We start from the raw sequence: 17279 nt of genomic DNA on the forward strand, positions 1-17279 counted from the left end.
TCGCGAACGTGGTTCGTTTATATCTTCCCCATCTCACAAAACTGCATATTTTATGAACGGTAAAAGTTCAGAATCCAAACTTGGTTTTGTTGGCAAACTAGCCAAAAAATTTATCGACTCTAAATTAACTCCCCTCATTATTTTAGTTTCATTATTATTAGGCATTGGGGCAACGATAATTCTCCCCCGCGAAGAAGAACCGCAAATTACAGTTCCAATGGCAGATGTATTCGTGCAAATGCCTGGTGCAACTGCTAAAGAGGTAGAACAGCGGGTTACTTTTCCAATGGAGAAGTTAATTAAAGAATTACCTGGTGTCGAGTATGTTTATTCTACTTCTAGCCCTGGTTCATCTGTCGCCATTGTCCGGTTTTATGTAGGGCAAAAAACCGAAGATGCTATTGTTCAACTTTATAACAAGTTATATGCTAACTTCGATAAAATTCCGGCTGGTGTTTCTCAGCCATTAATTAAATCTCGCGCCATTGATGATGTCCCGATTCTAACGCTCACTTTGTGGAGTAATGAAGCCAACGCTACCGATTTACGGCAAATTGCGGCTCAATTAGATGAGCAAATCAAGCAAGTGCCAGATGTATCGGAAACAACTTTAATTGGTGGTCAAAAACGACAGTTACGCATCGAAGTTGACCCAGTTAGGTTAAATGCTTTCGGATTAACTCCCTTAGATATTTCCCAAGCATTACAGTTACAAAATACAGAACTAGCCAGCGGTGCTTTGAGCCAAAATAATCAATCATTATTAATTAGAACGCAAAGCTTTATTCGCTCGGCAGAAGATGCACAAAATTTAGTTGTGAGTGTGGCGAATAATCAACCTGTATATTTGCGGGATGTCGCCACTGTTAGTGATGGTGCAGAAGAACCCGCTAGTTATGTATTTTTCGGACAGGGTAAGAAACAGGGTGAAGCGGATGCAGTAACAATTGCGATCGCCAAACGTCCGGGAGCAAATGCAATTCAAGTTTCCCATCGCGTATTGCACAAGTTAAAGGAGATTCAGCACAATTACATCCCCAACTATGTACAGCTAACAGTCACGCGGGATTATGGCGAAACCGCCGCCGAACGTTCTAACGAGTTGTTAGTCCACATGGGTATTGCAGTAATTTCTGTAACAGTTCTCATGTGGTTTGCACTGAGTAAGAAAGAGGCAATGGTGGTGGCAGTTTCCATCCCTGTAACCTTGGCGCTAACCCTAGCTAGTTTTGTATTTTATGGCTTTACCCTTAACCGTGTAACATTTTTTGCGTTAATTTTCTCTATTGGTATTTTAGTTGATGATGCGATCGTGGTTGTAGAAAACGTTGGTCGTCATTTGCAACTTCCCGAAAACAAAACCCGAATGCAGTTATCGCACAATCGCCAAAAGACGCTACAAAAAATTGTTCTCGAAGCTGTAGACGAAGTAGGAAATCCCACAATTTTGGCGACTTTAACCGTAATTGCGGCAATTCTGCCAATGGCATTTGTCGGTGGATTGATGGGGCCTTATATGCGTCCAATTCCTTTGGGTGCGTCTGCGGCGATGATTTTCTCCGCGTTAGTAGCGTTTATTGTTGTGCCTTGGGCAACGATGCGCTTTTTTGGCAATTACAATAGTCACAATCACGGACATGAAGAAGAAGACTTTCTCAGTCGGCTTTATCGCCGCTTCATGGGGCCGTTAATTGCGCGTCGTCAATGGGGAAACGCCTTTATTGCGGTGACACTGGCGTTATTAATCGCAGCCTTGGGATTAGCGGGATTTCGGTTAGTTATCCTGAAAATGTTACCCTACGACAACAAAAGCGAATTGCAGATTGTCCTCAATATGCCAGAAGGGACAACCCTAGAACAGACGGCTAGGGTAACGAAAGAAATGGGGCAATATCTCACCACAGTACCAGAAGTCACAAACTATCAAAGTTATGTTGGTACTGCGTCACCTTACAACTTCAATGGCTTGGTGCGACATTACTTTTTACGTTCTGGTGCCAATATTGCAGATATGCAAGTGAACTTTTTACCGAAGGGGGAACGTAATCGGCAAAGCCATGATATTGCTAAAGCTATCCGCCCCCACCTCAAGCAAATTGCTGATAAGTATAACGGTCGTGTGCAAGTAGCGGAAATACCCCCAGGGCCGCCAGTGTTGCAAACTTTGGTTACCGAAGTCTACGGTGCAGATTATGAAAAACAAATTGAACTAGCTCAACAAATCCGCCAAATTTATAAAAATACCCCTGATATTGTGGATGTGGATTGGTACATGGAATCACCACAAACAGAATATCAATTAGTAATTCAACGAGAAAAAGCCGCCCTCAATGGTATTAGCCCAGCGCAAATTTCTCAAGTATTACAAATTGCTCTTTCTGGGCAAAATGTGGGTTTACTTCATGATGCCAACTCTCGTGAAGATATCGCCATTAACTTGCGGTTAAATAAAGCAAATCGCACCAGTTTGGCAGACCTGAAATCTTTAAAAATGAAGGGAATCAATGGTAATTTAGTCGCTGTCAGTGACTTAATTCAAACTGAAAAGACCACCGCCAATCACAGTATTTATCACAAAAACTTAAAGCCTGTAGTTTATGTCACGGCTGATGTTGCTGGGAAAGTCGAGAGTGCAGTTTATGCCATGCTCAATGTGCAATCTCAAATAGACAACCTCTCCCATACTAAAGGCTATAACATTACTACCCACTTCACCGAACAACCCCCAACTACAGAAAAATTTGGCATTAAATGGGATGGGGAATGGCACGTTACCTTTGAAGTATTCCGCGATTTAGGAATTGCTTTTGCTGTAGTTTTAGTGTTGATTTATGCCCTCGTAGTTGGCTGGTTCCAATCCTTTATTACTCCCTTAGTAATTATGGCAGCAATTCCCTTTTCTCTAGTAGGAATTATGCCAGCCCACTGGCTAATGGGAGCATTTTTCAGCGCTACCTCTATGATTGGCTTTATTGCCGGAGCCGGAATTGTGGTGCGAAACTCAATTATTTTAGTAGATTTTATTGAATTGCGTCTGAAAGAAGGAATCCCTTTAGAAGAGGCAGTAATTGATGCTGGTGCAGTGCGCTTTCGCCCAATGTTACTCACAGCAGCAGCCGTAATAGTTGGTTCCGCAATTATTTTAACTGACCCAATCTTCCAAGGATTAGCAATTTCCTTAATGGCTGGTGAAGTCGCTTCTTTATTATTATCGCGTTCAGCCGTACCCATTTTATATTACAAAGTCTGGCGAGGTAAAAAATCAAAACAAAAAGCTATCCCTATTCCCTCTGCAATTGTCAATTAAATATTACTCAGATTTGATTTTTGCAATCATGTAGGATGCGTTAGCGATAGCGTAACGCATCAGTGACAAAGCTTGTGTACTAGGCTAAAAATTTCATATAGTAGTAAAAGCCTTATTAGACAAGATGTGCTTAAAAACAATCAAACTACTTTATCAAAAATTTATAGTGAAAATACTTACACATTTTAATAATGCATAGGATATGATTGAATTTATCGGATTAGTCATCGATTAAACATTGGGTAATGGTGAACGAGCGACATCATTTTACAAGTCCAGAACAACAAGAAACAGAAGTCTGGATAGATTTAATGCGTGAAAGACTGAAATGTCTGCCTAATAAATTATTGGCTGCAGAAATTGAGCATTATTTAAAAACAATTGAAGAAAATTTGCATAATGAAAGTCTTATTGATAATTGTCTCTACAACATTCAAATCTTACGACTCAAAGGTCAACAACAGCACTGGACAAAGTTAAATTAGCCATCACTGATTGAAATAAGCTAAAACATATCTAATTTGCTGATTAAATTTTATCAATCTCTTGTGGGGGAGCCACTGTGTTGCGAGGGTTCCCCGCGTTGTAGCAAGTGGCGTTGGGCATCTTGCCCGCCCAAGTCATGCAACTTAAATGCTGATTAGCTTAACCTGTTTTATAGACTTGAGTTACAAACTCAAAAATGCGAATGTGGTTCTTTTTTACAACCATCATTATTAAATTTATTAAATTTGTAAGGGTGCAACATTGTTGTACCCTTACTTGTATATCTCACTAATTCACTACTTGCTATGGTTCAGCCTGGGAATTAAATCAAGAATGCTTTACTTCTGGGAGGAAAACTATTGTAATTGCAGATTACTGCCAAATGTAAATCAGAATAAACAACACAATCCAGATCACATCAACAAAGTGCCAAAACAATGAAGTGGCATTGACACCAAAGTGACCAGTATCATAATTACCCGGATTAAAAGAGCGTACCAGAATAATCGACTGTAGCAAAATCCCGGTAAGTACGTGCAAACCGTGAAAGCCGGTGAGCAAATAGAACATCCCACCGAAAACGCCAGAAGTAAAACCAAAGGCGAGGCTGTGCCATTCAAGCGCCTGTCCTAATAAAAAGTAGCTACCCATAGCCATTGTAGCTGCAAGAAACAGACGAAATTTCAGTAAATCGTGACGTTGTAAAGCTCGTTCTGCCAAGTAAATCACGAAACTACTGGAAACCAGAATCACTGTATTGATTGCGGGGTCTTTAATTTCTAATCCAGAGACACCAGCCGGTAGCCAGTTAGGAGTGGTGATTTTGTAAACAATATATCCAGCGAAAAAGCTTAGGAAAATAACACTTTCTGATAGCAAGAAGACGATGAAGCCAAACATCTTATTGCCTTCTTCGTCGTGGGTATGTTCACCACTTATGTGATGCGACTCCCCAGAAGTGAGATAACTGTCCATTGCGGAAATTCTCCTTAACCAAATTCAGTAATGAGTGCTGAGTGGAGACAAAGTAGTCAACACCTTGATTGCAGAGGGTAATAAACGAACCGCAGAGGACGCGGAGGACTCAGAGATATGAAACTCTGCGTTACTCAGCGTTAATCCTGCTTCCTCTGCGGTTAAAAATTACTTACCTCAAGCGAACGGCTTGTAGGCGGAATCGGACGGGGCCTTAATGTTAGCAGTCAATGGTTCAGACTTACCGTAGCCGTAGGGTTCGCTGATAACGATGGGGATTTCTTCAAAGTTTTCTACTGGTGGTGGTGAAGCAACCAACCATTCCAAACCAATAGCGCGCCAAGGATTAGCAGGTGCTTTTTGACCATGCATCCAGGAAACTACCATATTGAAAATGAAGGGTAAGGTAGACATTCCTAAGAGAAATGAGCCAAGACTAGCAATGATGTTCCAGAATTCATACTCTGGTGCATAGGAAGAAATCCGGCGTAACATCCCTTGCAATCCTAATGGGTGCATGGGTAAGAAGTTGAGGTTAGTACCAATGAATGTTAACCAGAAGTGCAATTTGCCCCAGCTTTCGTAGTACATCCGTCCGGTCATTTTGGGGAACCAGTGGTAGATGGCTGCATACAAGCCCATTGTCACTGTTCCGAATAGGACATAGTGGAAGTGACCAACTACAAAATAGGTATTATTGACGTGAACATCTACAGGTACAGAGGAAAGCATAATGCCAACGATACCTGCGAAGACGAACATGATCAACGCACCCAAGGCAAATAACATGGGTGTAGTTAAGCGCATCTTTCCACCCCAAATTGTTGCTACCCAAGCAAACACCTTAATGCCAGTCGGTACAGATACCAACATTGTGGTCACCATGAACAGCATCCGCATCCAAGCAGGTGTACCACTGACATACAAATGGTGTACCCAAACAATGGCGCTAACGACTGCAATTAACAGAGAGGAAATCGCAACTACTTTGTAACCAAATAAAGGTTTGCGGCTATAAACAGGGAAGATTTCGGAGAAGATGCCGAAGATGGGCAGAATGATCACATAAACGGCAGGGTGGGAGTAAAACCAGAAGTAATGTTGGAACATTACTGGGTTCCCGCCTCTGCTGGGGTCAAAAAAGGCTGTGCCAGCAGTGAGGTCTAGTAGCAACATGACTGCACCAGCTGTCAAGGCAGGTAGACCAAAAAGTTGGATAATTTGGGCGCTAAACACTGCCCAAACGAATAGGGGCATTTTAAAGAAGCCCATACCTGGTGCCCGCATCTTGACGATGGTGGTGACAAAGTTAACTGCCCCCATAATTGAGGAGACACCAGATATTGCTACTGCCAACAACCAGACAACTTGACCATTAATTAGGTGACCTGTGGGGTTTTGCAAGCTAACTGGAGGATAAGCCCACCATCCAGCTTGGGCTGGCCCACCTGGGACAAAGAAGCTGGCCATCAAAAGAATCCCGACTACTGGCACCATCCAAAAGGCGACGGCGTTGAGGCGGGGAAAAGCCATGTCTCGTGCCCCAATCATTAAGGGCACTAAATAGTTAGCAAAACCAACTAAAGATGAGCGTACAAGGGACACCCACAGATCTTGCAAGACGGGGAGCATTCATCGGTGATATTTTAAGATAATCTTGTTTTTGTCAATTAGAAATTATGCTGAAAATTGGTAAAAGTCAGTTGTCCAATGCCACCGCCTAAACCGCTATGGTGATTAGGTTGGGCGAATTGTTCTGGTAACCAATCTTGTTTTTTTAGAAGTCTTGCAAAATGGGGTTCTAGGGTATTGAGAGTTGCTTGGCGATCGCCTTCTGTGTATGAGAGAATTTGTTTTGCGATCGCTACAAACTCACGTAAGTCAGGACTATCAATAAACCATTCGTCTGTTGCTAAGGATTCGAGAATAGTTGTATGAGTCATAACATTCCATACAGGGTTGGCGAAATAAGTATTTTTTACAAATATTAAAAAAATATGTAGTTTTTTTAATATCTATTTTTTTTTGATTCCTGCTTCAATGTGCTTGAACAGAAAAATTTATACTCTTTTAAGATGCTGAGAAAAAATATAAATTTTCCTCTCAGCATCTTTTTAGATAGGAAAATTTTGGCTGGTAAAAGGCAGATGTAAATAATGTTTTTACCAGTCAATATCTCAAGATTATGTATCCCAATCGATCCCAGGTTAATACTCAGTACGCATCACCGTAAAAGGGGGTCGTAAATATCGAAGTTTGACGTTGGCTAGAGTGAAATTAAACCCAACTAACTAATGATTGAATTCTCCAATGTAGACTGTTGACTGTTGACTGTTAACAGCCCTGATTAGTAGTTATGCAATTTAGACGGGCGTTAGCTTAACTCTGGTTATACCTATACCTGAGTTGTTATCAATTAATAATTCTCCCAATAATCAACTTTACTCTGCAATATAAAAAGTCAAAGCTTGTCTCAGTTACATCAGACTCAATCTTGAGCTATCGCCTCTCAGTTTTTCAATTATTAACAAATCTCCTCCTGTGGTGAGGTGGTAATTATGACAAACTTGTCAGTTTCGCAAAGGTCAGGAAGCATTCAATTAGCTGAACTGGCTAAAGATACTATTGTGGCTTTAATCATTCAAGTGACTGGTTTAGTTCTGATATATCTCCTGCAAATATTTCTGGCGCAGTGGATGGGAAGAACTGAATATGGCATTTATGAATATGTCATGTCTTGGTCGTTATTGTTGGCAGTCCCAGCAGAATTAGGTTTACCTACTACGGTTTTGCGTTTGCTTCCTGAATACCGAGTTAAGCAGGAATGGGGACGTTTACAAGGTTTAGTGCGTGGTTGTTGGTTACTCGTATTTTCCAACAGTTTACTGTTGATTATCTGCGCTACTGGGACAATTTTAGTTATTAATTATTACCATAGTTTTGTCTATGCAACTCCGCTACTGTTGGGGATGGGATTAGTATTACTACAGAGTTTGGCTAGGTTCCAACAAGAAACAGGAAGGGCGATGGAAGATATTCTTGTAGCCTTTATCCCATCACAAATTATCTGGCCTGTTTTGGTGCTGGTTGGTGGATTTGTATTTATGCAAACCCAAGATTATTTGACTAGCGTACCAATGATTGCGATCGCTTCCGGTATGTTTATGGTGATCGTTGTCGTGCAACTATACTTATTGTGGAAGAAATTACACAGTAACTTTGAAACAGCAACGCCAGTCTATGCTTACCGTGAGTGGTTAAATATTGCTGTCATTTTGTTAATTCAACAAGCATCTTTTGGAATTTTAAGCCAAACAGATACAGTAATGATTGGTTCATTTATTGGCCCGGAAGCAGCAGGTATTTACAACGCAGCCGTGAAAACAGCCGCCTGGACAAGCTTTGTTCTACAAATTGTGAATATGGTAGCTGCACCTGTATTTACAACTTTGTATACCAAAGGTGACATTCCAGAATTACAAAAAGTGGTTTCTTGCGTAACTAATTGGATTTTCTGGCCGACTGTCGCTATGACAATTTTACTCATGACTTTTACGCAACCAATACTCAATCTGTTTGGTGCAGGTTTTATTGAAGCTAGTTTGTCCTTAAAAATTCTGATTATGGGACAGATGGTAAATGCTTTATGTGGTTCCGTAGGGATTTTAATGATTATGACTGGTCATCAAACTAAATCCTTACCTGTAATTGTTGTTAGTGCCTTACTTAATATAGTCTTGAATGCGATATTAATTCCCATATTTAATATTACTGGGGCAGCTATAGCAACAAGTTTCACTATGATTGTCTGGAATATTTGGCTAGGTGCTTTAGTTGTTAAATATGTTGGTGTGCGTCCTTCAATTTTCTACACTCTGTTTGATAGAGAAAATGAATCTGTAACGTAAGGAAGCGCAATTAATCCGAACTATTTAGAGTTTTAGGGGAAAGGAGAAAGTTTAAAGGTTTGTCTTTTCCCCTAATTGTCATCCTGAAAGCATAAATGCAAAAGAAATGATAGCCATAAACCGAAGTTTTATCTCAGCTAATTTCTCTAAAAAACTGGTATTAATCTACCTTTATATTCTTTATTGATGAAATCTCTAACTTGGGGATTTATAAGCAGCTTATTTAACCTTTGAATTTTTTCTTCATTTTCTCGCCCCTGCAATGTGACTAAAGCAAGAGCATATTTTTTGTCCTTAACTGTTTCTGCTCCCATAGAATTAGGTTCTATCCCCGCTAAAGCAACAGTTTGAGCCGAAGAAACGATGAAATCTACATCATTAATCGCTCGGACAACTTGGACACCTTCTACTTCTTTAATTTTCAAACTTTTAGGATTAGCTGCAATATCTCTTTGCGTCACAAATTCGCCAATATTATCTTTTAACTTAATTAAACCATTAGCTGCTAATAATCTTAACCCTCTATCATTATTAATTACATCGTTAGCAATGGTGACAGTGGCATTTTGAGGAATTTCATTCACTGACTTAAGATTTTTAGAAAAAAGGCCCAGAGTATTGAGATAAATTGTATTCAACGGCACTAAATTAATTTTAAGTTCCTTCACAGCATTATTCATAAAAGGTTTATGCTGAAAGAAATTAGCATCAATTACCTTATCTCGTAATGCTGTATTAGGCTGTATCCAGTCATTAAATTTTACTACCTCAATTTTTAATTTCTCTTGAGGTGCAAGATTCTTGTTAACGAATTTCAAAATATCTTCGGAAACTATCCCAGTCACCCCAACTTTAATAATTTCTTCTTGTTCAGTTTTGGCTACAGTTCCAGAAATTCGGCTACAACCTGCAACAACAAGTGAAGCAGTAAATGCACTTCCTGCTGTCAGGAAAAAACGGCGATTAGTTTTTGTCAAGGGAAGTAGATGCTGCTGCTTCTTCATAAAAAAATATTTTTAAAATTCATTAAAATCTCACGCCGAGGCACAGAGAAGCTAGCAAAGTATCTCTAAAAAACTCTGCGTACCTCCGCGCTAACTTTGCGTTTCTCTACGTTAAAAAGTTACTTCTTCCGCAACTGTCGTGCTAACAAATCACCAAAAAACTGGATAATTTGTACTAGCAAAATCAACACAATAATTGTGGCAAACATGACTCCCACATCAAACCGTTGATAGCCGTATTGAATTGCTAAATTACCTAAACCGCCGCCACCAACAGCCCCAGCCATTGCAGAAGAATTCAAGAGACTCACAATTAAAATTGTCACCCCCAAAACAATCGAGGGTAACGCTTCCGGAATCAAAACTTTCAAAACAATTTGCCAATAGTCACAACCCATTGCTTCTGCTGCTTCTATTAACCCTTTATCAACTTCGAGAATACTAGTTTCCGCAATCCTCCCAAAGAAGGGAATCGCGGCGAGAGTCAAAGGTACAAGTGCGGCGGTACTACCGATAGAAGTACCAACAATTAATCGTGTTAAAGGTGTGAGGACTACAAGTAAAATAATAAATGGAAAAGAACGCCCAGTATTAACTATTGCACTTAATATTTTGTTGAGTTTGGGAGCATAGAGAACATTACCAGGGCTAGTCATTACTAACAATAAACCCACAGGTAAACCCAAAAGTATCGCGACAACGGCGGAGACTCCCACCATGTAAAAAGTCTCCTGACTTGCGAGCAATAAACTGTTAATTAATTCCCATCCTTGCATTAATGCACCTCAACTGCATATTCTGAGTTATGTAAGTATTCCAAAGCTTGCGTTACCTTAATCCCTGCAAGTTCAACTTGAAACTGACCGACACGGCGATCGCCTACAGTTTCTACGCTACCATTGAGGATATTCACATCAATATCAAAACGACGCGTCAAGGTAGTAAATATAGAATTTCTCGCACTTTCATTAGCAAATGCGACTGTTGCCAAAACTGTCCCAGGACGAGGTATATAGTTATGAGAACGGGGAAAGAACTCTCTAGCTAATAAAGAATCAGGTTGGGATGCTAAATCGCTAACGCTACCTTGTTCTACAACCTTACCAGCATGGAGTATCGCCACGCTATCGCAGATTTGTTTAACTACACCCATTTCATGAGTAATTAGCAAAATCGTCAATCCCATGCGTTGATTCAAGTCACGTAATAGTTCTAAAATTGAACGTGTCGTTTGGGGATCGAGGGCTGATGTTGCTTCGTCGGAAAGTAATACATTTGGTTCTCCCGCTAAGGCGCGCGCAATTCCCACCCGTTGCTTTTGTCCCCCAGAAAGTTGTGCAGGGTAAGCATTGGCTTTACCTTCCAAACCCACCAATGCTAGCAATTCTTCAACTTTAGCTTTGCGTCGCAATTTGCTATAACCAATCACCTCCAAAGGGAAAGCGATATTTTCAGCTACAGTTCTACAACTGAGTAAATTAAAATGTTGAAAAATCATTCCTATACGCTGGCGTGCTTGACGCAAAGCTACGCCGCTAAGAGATGTGATTTCTTGTCCGTTAACTCTTACATAACCAGATGATGGTTTTTCTAATTGATTAACGCAGCGAATTAATGTACTTTTACCTGCGCCACTTTGTCCTAATACGCCAAATATTTCACCTGCTTTAACGTGTAGATTTACACCATCTAAAGCGACTATTTTGTGTTCGCCCTGGTGGTATATTTTGCGGATATCAATAAACTCTATCATTTACAAACTTCTCCATATATACGAGTTAATTTTTTATATTCTTTGCGTCTCTGTCTTGAAAAGTTCAGATCGGAGGAAACCTCCGCTCCGACTTTTCGCTGCGCCTTTGCGTGAGATTTATATCTTTTGTTCACAGTGTGTTTATAAAAAGAAAAAACGAACCACTAAGGCACAAAGGGCGCAAAGAAGAAATTAAGGAATAGGAAGTACAGCACCTTGATATTTATCTTTGATAAATTGCTTTACTTTGTCATCGCGTAACAATTTATGCAGTTTTTGAATTCTCGGATCGCTTTCTTTTCCTGCTAATGTGGTTACAGTCACCGCATAAAGTGGATTTTGTGCCGACTCTAATGCTAAAGCATCTTTATCTGTTTTCATCCCAGATTGCACAACCCAATTACCTGTAATTCCTGCTAAATCTACATCAGGGAGAGTGGGAATTGCTTGCGATCCAGGTATCTCTTTGATTTGCAAATTTTTCGGATTTTCAATAATATCTTTGGGACTGGCTGGTTGAGCATTAGGTTTGAGTTTAATTAGCTTTGCTTCTTCTAATACCTTTAAGGCGCGATGAGCGTTACTAACATCATCAGGAATTGTCACTAAAGCTTTATTAGGAACTTCTGCTAAAGATTTATGTTTGGTAGAAAATATCCCTACAGGATTTAAATGAATTTGAGGAGTAAAAGCATACATTTTGAGGTTTTTGCGCTTGTCATAATCTTCCATATAGGGAATATGTTGGAAGTAATTGGCATCAATTTGTCCATCTTTTAACGCAGTATTATTTTGCACGGGGTCGTTAAAAGTGACAATTTCAATATCTAACCCTGCTTCTGGTGCGACATTTTTTTTCACAAATTCTAAAATCTCCCCAGCGGGAACAGGCGAAACTCCGACTTTGATTTTTTCTTTTGCTCCGGTTGCAACAGTATTTGCAGCAGTTGTTGCAGTAGGATTAGTTGCTGTCGTCGTTGTACCGTTATTTTGGGGTGAACTACAACTAGTTACCGTAGCTATAAAAGATGCAGTTGCTATAACAAAGAATCGACGTTGAATATTCATGCGATCGCCTCTCTTAAATATTGACAAAATCCCACTTTAATGGATTGATAAATCCAGACACAAATGACCTGAGGACAATCTCAGCCGGTGCGTTGCGCTACCCGACAACACACCCTACAAAATGTATTGTTTTTTCTTAATTACAGATTTTGAGAAATCCCCCTAAAATTAGGGGGAACAACAAAGAGAACACGTTTTCAAACAGTACGCGTCACTCGCTCACACTCACAAGCTGAGGAAGTTCGGCAATGGGAATATCAAGAAAGTAAGACAGTACTTCCCGTCGCCAAGCATCATAAATTACTCCAATTCCTGCAATTTCTGCACCAGTCGCATCGTGGACAATCTGCCAATGCTTTTGCAAATAAGGATTGCGTCGCCTTTGTCCCTCTTCGTCGAGTTCTAATAACTGCGCTGCAATTTCTGCTTTCTCTGTTTGTGAGGCTTTATCATATTTACTTTGCCACCAAGCTAAAACTCCAAAACGGTGGACGGCTTCATCAGGTAAAATTGTTTGACTGGCAAATTTAGAAGTCACTGGATCGACAATTTTTGTAGTACGGCTGTTTAAAATTAACTGGGCGACTATATGCAGTTCATAGTGTAATTCAAAAGCTATGAAACCCAACCAATTACGAATTGGTAAATCTCCCATAAATTCCCAGTGATTTTGGACTTCTTGAACAATTTTTTTTGTAGGGTCTTGTCCAGATAATTCCCAAACTCGCTGACGCGTAAATTGGGCGTGTGCGCCATCATCACCAATTTGACGACTTAAAAATAGTTGCAAGTCTGGGTCGGGTATTTGGTCAATAATCTTGCTACAAACTTGAACAATATACAAGTCGTGGGCTGCGCCACCTATGCGGAATCGATAGAACTTCTCAAACTCTTCTGCTGTGGTTAGTTGTCGCGGTTCTTGAACGCGAGTAGTAGGAAAATTTGGGGCGTGTTTGGCAATGATTTTATCAATGGTTTCAATTTCAAAATCAGTTGTCCAAGCTGGGCGCGTTAAGGTTGCAGTCATAAAGCCTTCCTTGATTATTGCAGATTAAGCTACTAGTTCTCGCGATCGCACTCGTGGCATTACTTCTTCAGCAAAACGTTTCATTTCTGGGGGAAAAGGTTGGAATTGCAGCATGAAAGTATCTACACCAACTTCCACAAAATCTGCAATTCTGGCGGCTACAGTGTCATAACTACCAACTAACCCAGCCGCTGTACCGCCATTACTTCCCACCCCTGGATATTTCGCCATATTCTTGAACATGACTACATCGGGTTCCACGCCTTTCATCAGTTCGGTTCTGTCGTCTTGTTGGGCGAGTTCTCGCAGGTATTCATATTCGGCTTGGGCTTCTGCATCAGTAGGACGCGCAATGACAAAAGCTGACATCGCAAACCGCAGGGGATTGGGTTTTTTTCGTTCCCGCTTTCTTACATCAGCAATAGTTTCCCTAATGACATCTAAGGGGCGACCATTGAGAAAGAATACATCTGCTGTTTCCATTGCCAAATCCTTCGCTGCATCTGATTCTCCTCCCAGATATACAAGGGGATGAGGTTGCGCTATAGAACGCGGACGCAAGCATAAATCACTAATTTGAAAATATTCGCTGTGATAATTAACTTTTTCGCCACTCCATAAAGCTTTTACCACTTCCATCCACTGCTGGGAATAGCGATAGCGTTCATCATGAGGTAGGAAAGGAATTCCGGATTTTTGCAATTCCGGCATAAACCAGGCGCTAATTAAATTAATTGCAAACCTACCACCACTAATGGCATCAATATTTAATGCCATCTTCGCCAACACTACTGGATGAAATAGCAAAGGTTTAATAGCGGCGATAATTTCTATAGATTTAGTTGCTTCTGCTAGGGCGGCTGCGGTTGTCCAAGTCTCTAGCTGGTCTAATTCTTGATTTCTCGGATTGATAATGTGTTCGGCGATGAGAGTGGTGGTAAACCCATAGGCTTCTGCTAGTTGGATGAGTTGCTTGGCTCTGTTATAGCTAGCATCACGGGGTTCATACGGGTGGTTCATCGCGCCACAATTGCCGTAAACGGGAATCCAAATCCCGTATCGTGGCTGAGGCATATTTCTACACCCTCTTATACTAGAGGCTAATTGTGCTGAAATTTAAGCGGGACAGGAATTTGAACGTTTGATTTGATGAATTTGAATAAACTCCGGTTTTTTGACCAATTTACCGTAGTATTGGTATATAATAATTTCACAAATAGCTGACAAAAGCAATGGGTGAAGTAAAGAAAATTTGTAATTGTCAGTAGGTGGGGGTTGGGAATTAGGGAATGGGTAATGGGGAATGGGTAATTGGTGAAGGGGAAATAATCTATGGCTTTTGACTCTTGACCGAAAACCCTTGCCTTTTGTTGTTCAATATGTGAAACTTTCTTTAACAAAATACTAAAAATCTACCAAGTTACTGTATTTTTAATTAGATTGCGTAAATTTGCATAAAATCTCATGGCAAAAATGCCAAAGATTAATGTTCCTTAGCTAAGGATTGTAGGTCAAAAGCTTATTTTTATAACTCAGGGTGACAATGCCGATTGTAATTGCTTGAGACTGCGTAGTTTATATAGTTATCTCTATTTAGAGATATACCTAAGAGAGCAAAAAACGCAACATTGATGGCTCATGAGTAGAGATTTCAAGATAGCAGTAAGCAAAATTTCTACATTTATATTCACAGACAATCACTCATAGATTAGGAGGTTTTATCGCATGGCATTGGAAACACGCGGAATGCACTTGACGTTGAAAGAACTAAGCAAGTCTTTTGGGACAAAAACAGTTCTACAAAATATTGATTTAGAAATTAAGCCAGGCGAATTTGTGGCTATTGTTGGTCGTAGTGGATGCGGCAAAAGTACAATGCTGCGGCTAATTGCCGGCTTAGATGCACCGAGTGCAGGTGGTGTGTTTTTGAATGATGAACAATCCCACCAGCAAATAAATCCCACCATCCGTATGATGTTTCAAGATCCGCGACTTCTGCCTTGGCAACGAGTCATAGCAAATGTGGAACTAGGCTTACTGGGTTCTAACTCTAAAGCTTATGTAAGGCAGACAGCTTTACAAGTGCTGCGGGCGGTGGGATTAGAAGACCGCGCGCATGAGTGGCCATCTGTCCTTTCTGGGGGACAGCGCCAACGAGTGGCGTTAGCAAGAGCCTTGACTAGCAATCCTTCGCTATTGCTGCTAGATGAGCCTCTAGGGGCATTGGATGCCTTAACACGGATTGAAATGCAGCAATTATTAGAGAATTTATGGCAGGAGCAGCAATTTACAGCCCTGTTAATTACTCATGATGTGGAAGAAGCTGTAGTGTTAGCAGACAGAGTAGTTTTGATTGAAGATGGTCAAATTGGTCTGGATGTCAAGATTGATTTTCCCCGCCCTCGTTCTCGGGGAGATGCAGAGTTTGCCAAGACAGTTGAGAAGATTTTACAACGGGTAATGACCAGACAAGAAAGCGATCACGCGTCTGATTATGCCCTTGATTCGGAAGCAGCTTAGAACAATTCCTAATTCGTAATTAAGAGGGGCGATGGTACAACTATTAGCTAAAGAAGAATCTCAAGATTGGATTTCTATAGCATCCTCGATAGCTGCAGAGTTGACGGCTACTGCAGTAGAAAGAGACCAAAAAGCCGGACTTCCAGATGTAGAAATTCAACTGTTGCAAGAAAGTGGTTTACTACCTTTAGTCGTACCCCAAGAATATGGCGGTACTGGTGCAACTTGGGCAGAAGCTTTTAAAGTGATTCAACAACTCTCAACAGCAGATGGTTCTATTGGCCAGTTGTATGGCAATCACCTGAATTTGACAGCTTTAGCTCATGTTTCGGGCACAGTAGAGCAAAAATCAAGATATTATCGCGAAACAGCCGAAAAAAATCTCTTTTGGGCAAATGCGATTAATACAAGAGATACCAGGCTGAAAATTACTCCTGATGGCGAAAATTTCCGGGTTGATGGAGTAAAAAGCTTTGGTACTGGTGTAGCGATCGCAGATTTGCGTGTCTTCTCTGCCCTCCAAGATGGTGTAGAAGTGCCCTGGTTGTTTGTGATTCCTAAAGATAGACCTGGGGTAGTTTCTAACCAAGATTGGGATAACATCGGACAACGTCGCACAGATAGCGACACATTCACCTTTCATGATGTATTGGTAAAAAAAGATGAAATCCTGGGATATCCTCATCCTACTGATAGTGCTTTTGGTACATTTTTGGGAATCATCGCTCAATTAACCAAAACCTACATATATTTAGGGATTGCCGAAGGCGCATTAGCTGCGGCGAAAGAATACACCAAAACTCAAACTAGAGCTTGGATTACCTCTGGAGTAGACAGCGCCAGCAAAGACCCGTATATTTTGCGGCATTATGGCGAATTTTGGGCAGAACTGCAAGCTGCCATTGCGTTGAGCGATCGCACCGCCGCCCAAGTGCAACAAGCTTGGGATAAAGGCGCTGATTTGACTTTTGAAGAACGAGGAGAAGTGGCAATTGCAGTTTTCTCCGCTAAAGCTTTGGTTACCCGTGTGGGGTTAAATATTACCAACGGCATCTTTGAAGTCACTGGTACTAGATCCACAGCTACTAAATACGGCTTTGACCGCTACTGGCGTGACTTACGCACCTTCACCCTCCACGATCCAGTCGATTACAAACTCAATCACATTGGTAATTGGGTACTCAATCAAGAGTTACCAATTATTACTCAGTATTCTTAATTGGGTAATTAG

14 protein-coding genes are annotated in these 17279 nt (G+C 40.8%); 5 read left to right on the forward strand and 9 right to left on the reverse strand.

The window, feature by feature from the left end; all coding sequences use genetic code 11:
• Positions 1–52 precede the first annotated feature (52 nt).
• Both AACU25_RS32535 and AACU25_RS32540 read left to right on the forward strand, forming a co-directional pair.
• Positions 53–3307, forward strand: a complete 3255-nt coding sequence (locus tag AACU25_RS32535) for an efflux RND transporter permease subunit (RefSeq protein WP_096582784.1) — start codon at positions 53–55, stop codon at positions 3305–3307.
• Between the two features lie 245 nt (positions 3308–3552).
• Positions 3553–3792, forward strand: coding sequence for a hypothetical protein (locus AACU25_RS32540; protein WP_096582786.1), 240 nt, complete (start codon positions 3553–3555; stop codon positions 3790–3792).
• Positions 3793–4165: 373 nt separating this feature from the next.
• Here AACU25_RS32540 and AACU25_RS32545 read toward each other — a convergent pair whose 3' ends face one another.
• From AACU25_RS32545 to AACU25_RS32555, 3 genes are all read right to left on the reverse strand, one after another.
• A complete protein-coding gene (locus AACU25_RS32545; protein WP_045867837.1) occupies positions 4166–4768 on the reverse strand; it encodes a cytochrome c oxidase subunit 3 in 603 nt (200 codons plus the stop codon).
• Between the two features lie 177 nt (positions 4769–4945).
• Positions 4946–6373 carry a cytochrome c oxidase subunit I gene (locus tag AACU25_RS32550; protein ID WP_321206621.1) on the reverse strand — a complete coding sequence of 476 codons (1428 nt, stop codon included), beginning with the start codon at positions 6371–6373 and terminating at the stop codon, positions 4946–4948.
• Between the two features lie 65 nt (positions 6374–6438).
• Positions 6439–6711, reverse strand: a complete 273-nt coding sequence (locus AACU25_RS32555) for a hypothetical protein (RefSeq protein ID WP_096582789.1) — start codon at positions 6709–6711, stop codon at positions 6439–6441.
• A 615-nt stretch (positions 6712–7326) separates the two neighbouring features.
• Between AACU25_RS32555 and AACU25_RS32560 the strand changes: the two genes are divergently transcribed.
• On the forward strand, positions 7327–8676 hold the full coding sequence (locus AACU25_RS32560; RefSeq protein ID WP_096582791.1) for an oligosaccharide flippase family protein: 1350 nt from the start codon (positions 7327–7329) through the stop codon (positions 8674–8676).
• A gap of 146 nt (positions 8677–8822) precedes the next feature.
• Here the strand turns inward: AACU25_RS32560 and AACU25_RS32565 are convergent, their stop codons facing one another.
• From AACU25_RS32565 to AACU25_RS32590, 6 genes are all read right to left on the reverse strand, one after another.
• The gene (locus AACU25_RS32565) at positions 8823–9653 is read right to left on the reverse strand and encodes a MetQ/NlpA family ABC transporter substrate-binding protein (RefSeq protein ID WP_321206620.1); all 831 of its coding nucleotides are present in this window, start codon (positions 9651–9653) and stop codon (positions 8823–8825) included.
• 146 nt (positions 9654–9799) lie between these two features.
• Positions 9800–10456 carry a methionine ABC transporter permease gene (locus tag AACU25_RS32570; RefSeq protein WP_096582795.1) on the reverse strand — a complete coding sequence of 219 codons (657 nt, stop codon included), beginning with the start codon at positions 10454–10456 and terminating at the stop codon, positions 9800–9802.
• Positions 10456–11433, reverse strand: coding sequence for a methionine ABC transporter ATP-binding protein (locus AACU25_RS32575; protein ID WP_096582797.1), 978 nt, complete (start codon positions 11431–11433; stop codon positions 10456–10458). The genes AACU25_RS32570 and AACU25_RS32575 overlap by 1 nt, the downstream gene beginning before the upstream one ends.
• Before the next feature lie 192 nt (positions 11434–11625).
• On the reverse strand, positions 11626–12528 hold the full coding sequence (locus AACU25_RS32580; protein ID WP_190445674.1) for a MetQ/NlpA family ABC transporter substrate-binding protein: 903 nt from the start codon (positions 12526–12528) through the stop codon (positions 11626–11628).
• A gap of 184 nt (positions 12529–12712) precedes the next feature.
• Positions 12713–13528 carry a hypothetical protein gene (locus tag AACU25_RS32585; protein ID WP_096582801.1) on the reverse strand — a complete coding sequence of 272 codons (816 nt, stop codon included), beginning with the start codon at positions 13526–13528 and terminating at the stop codon, positions 12713–12715.
• 24 nt (positions 13529–13552) lie between these two features.
• Positions 13553–14602, reverse strand: coding sequence for an LLM class flavin-dependent oxidoreductase (locus AACU25_RS32590; RefSeq protein ID WP_096582803.1), 1050 nt, complete (start codon positions 14600–14602; stop codon positions 13553–13555).
• A 651-nt stretch (positions 14603–15253) separates the two neighbouring features.
• Between AACU25_RS32590 and AACU25_RS32595 the strand changes: the two genes are divergently transcribed.
• Positions 15254–16048: an ATP-binding cassette domain-containing protein gene (locus AACU25_RS32595; RefSeq protein ID WP_190445673.1), complete on the forward strand. Its 795-nt coding sequence runs from the start codon at positions 15254–15256 to the stop codon at positions 16046–16048.
• A 31-nt stretch (positions 16049–16079) separates the two neighbouring features.
• A complete protein-coding gene (locus AACU25_RS32600; RefSeq protein ID WP_096582805.1) occupies positions 16080–17267 on the forward strand; it encodes an acyl-CoA dehydrogenase family protein in 1188 nt (395 codons plus the stop codon).
• Positions 17268–17279: the final 12 nt, after the last annotated feature.

It is taken from the genome of Tolypothrix tenuis PCC 7101 (assembly GCF_963874875.1).
GTDB lineage: Bacteria > Cyanobacteriota > Cyanobacteriia > Cyanobacteriales > Nostocaceae > Aulosira > Aulosira tenue.

Excerpts from the sequence above, each read along its gene's own strand:
- AACU25_RS32540 (WP_096582786.1), top strand. The coding sequence starts at position 3,553 with ATGGTGAACGAGCGACATCATTTTACAAGTCCAGAACAACAAGAAACA.
- AACU25_RS32600 (WP_096582805.1), top strand. The coding sequence starts at position 16,080 with ATGGTACAACTATTAGCTAAAGAAGAATCTCAAGATTGGATTTCTATA.
- AACU25_RS32590 (WP_096582803.1), bottom strand. The coding sequence starts at position 14,602 with ATGCCTCAGCCACGATACGGGATTTGGATTCCCGTTTACGGCAATTGT.
- AACU25_RS32595 (WP_190445673.1), top strand. The coding sequence starts at position 15,254 with ATGGCATTGGAAACACGCGGAATGCACTTGACGTTGAAAGAACTAAGC.
- AACU25_RS32585 (WP_096582801.1), bottom strand. The coding sequence starts at position 13,528 with ATGACTGCAACCTTAACGCGCCCAGCTTGGACAACTGATTTTGAAATT.
- AACU25_RS32570 (WP_096582795.1), bottom strand. The coding sequence starts at position 10,456 with ATGCAAGGATGGGAATTAATTAACAGTTTATTGCTCGCAAGTCAGGAG.
- AACU25_RS32535 (WP_096582784.1), top strand. The coding sequence starts at position 53 with ATGAACGGTAAAAGTTCAGAATCCAAACTTGGTTTTGTTGGCAAACTA.
- AACU25_RS32545 (WP_045867837.1), bottom strand. The coding sequence starts at position 4,768 with ATGGACAGTTATCTCACTTCTGGGGAGTCGCATCACATAAGTGGTGAA.
- AACU25_RS32575 (WP_096582797.1), bottom strand. The coding sequence starts at position 11,433 with ATGATAGAGTTTATTGATATCCGCAAAATATACCACCAGGGCGAACAC.
- AACU25_RS32560 (WP_096582791.1), top strand. The coding sequence starts at position 7,327 with ATGACAAACTTGTCAGTTTCGCAAAGGTCAGGAAGCATTCAATTAGCT.
- AACU25_RS32555 (WP_096582789.1), bottom strand. The coding sequence starts at position 6,711 with ATGACTCATACAACTATTCTCGAATCCTTAGCAACAGACGAATGGTTT.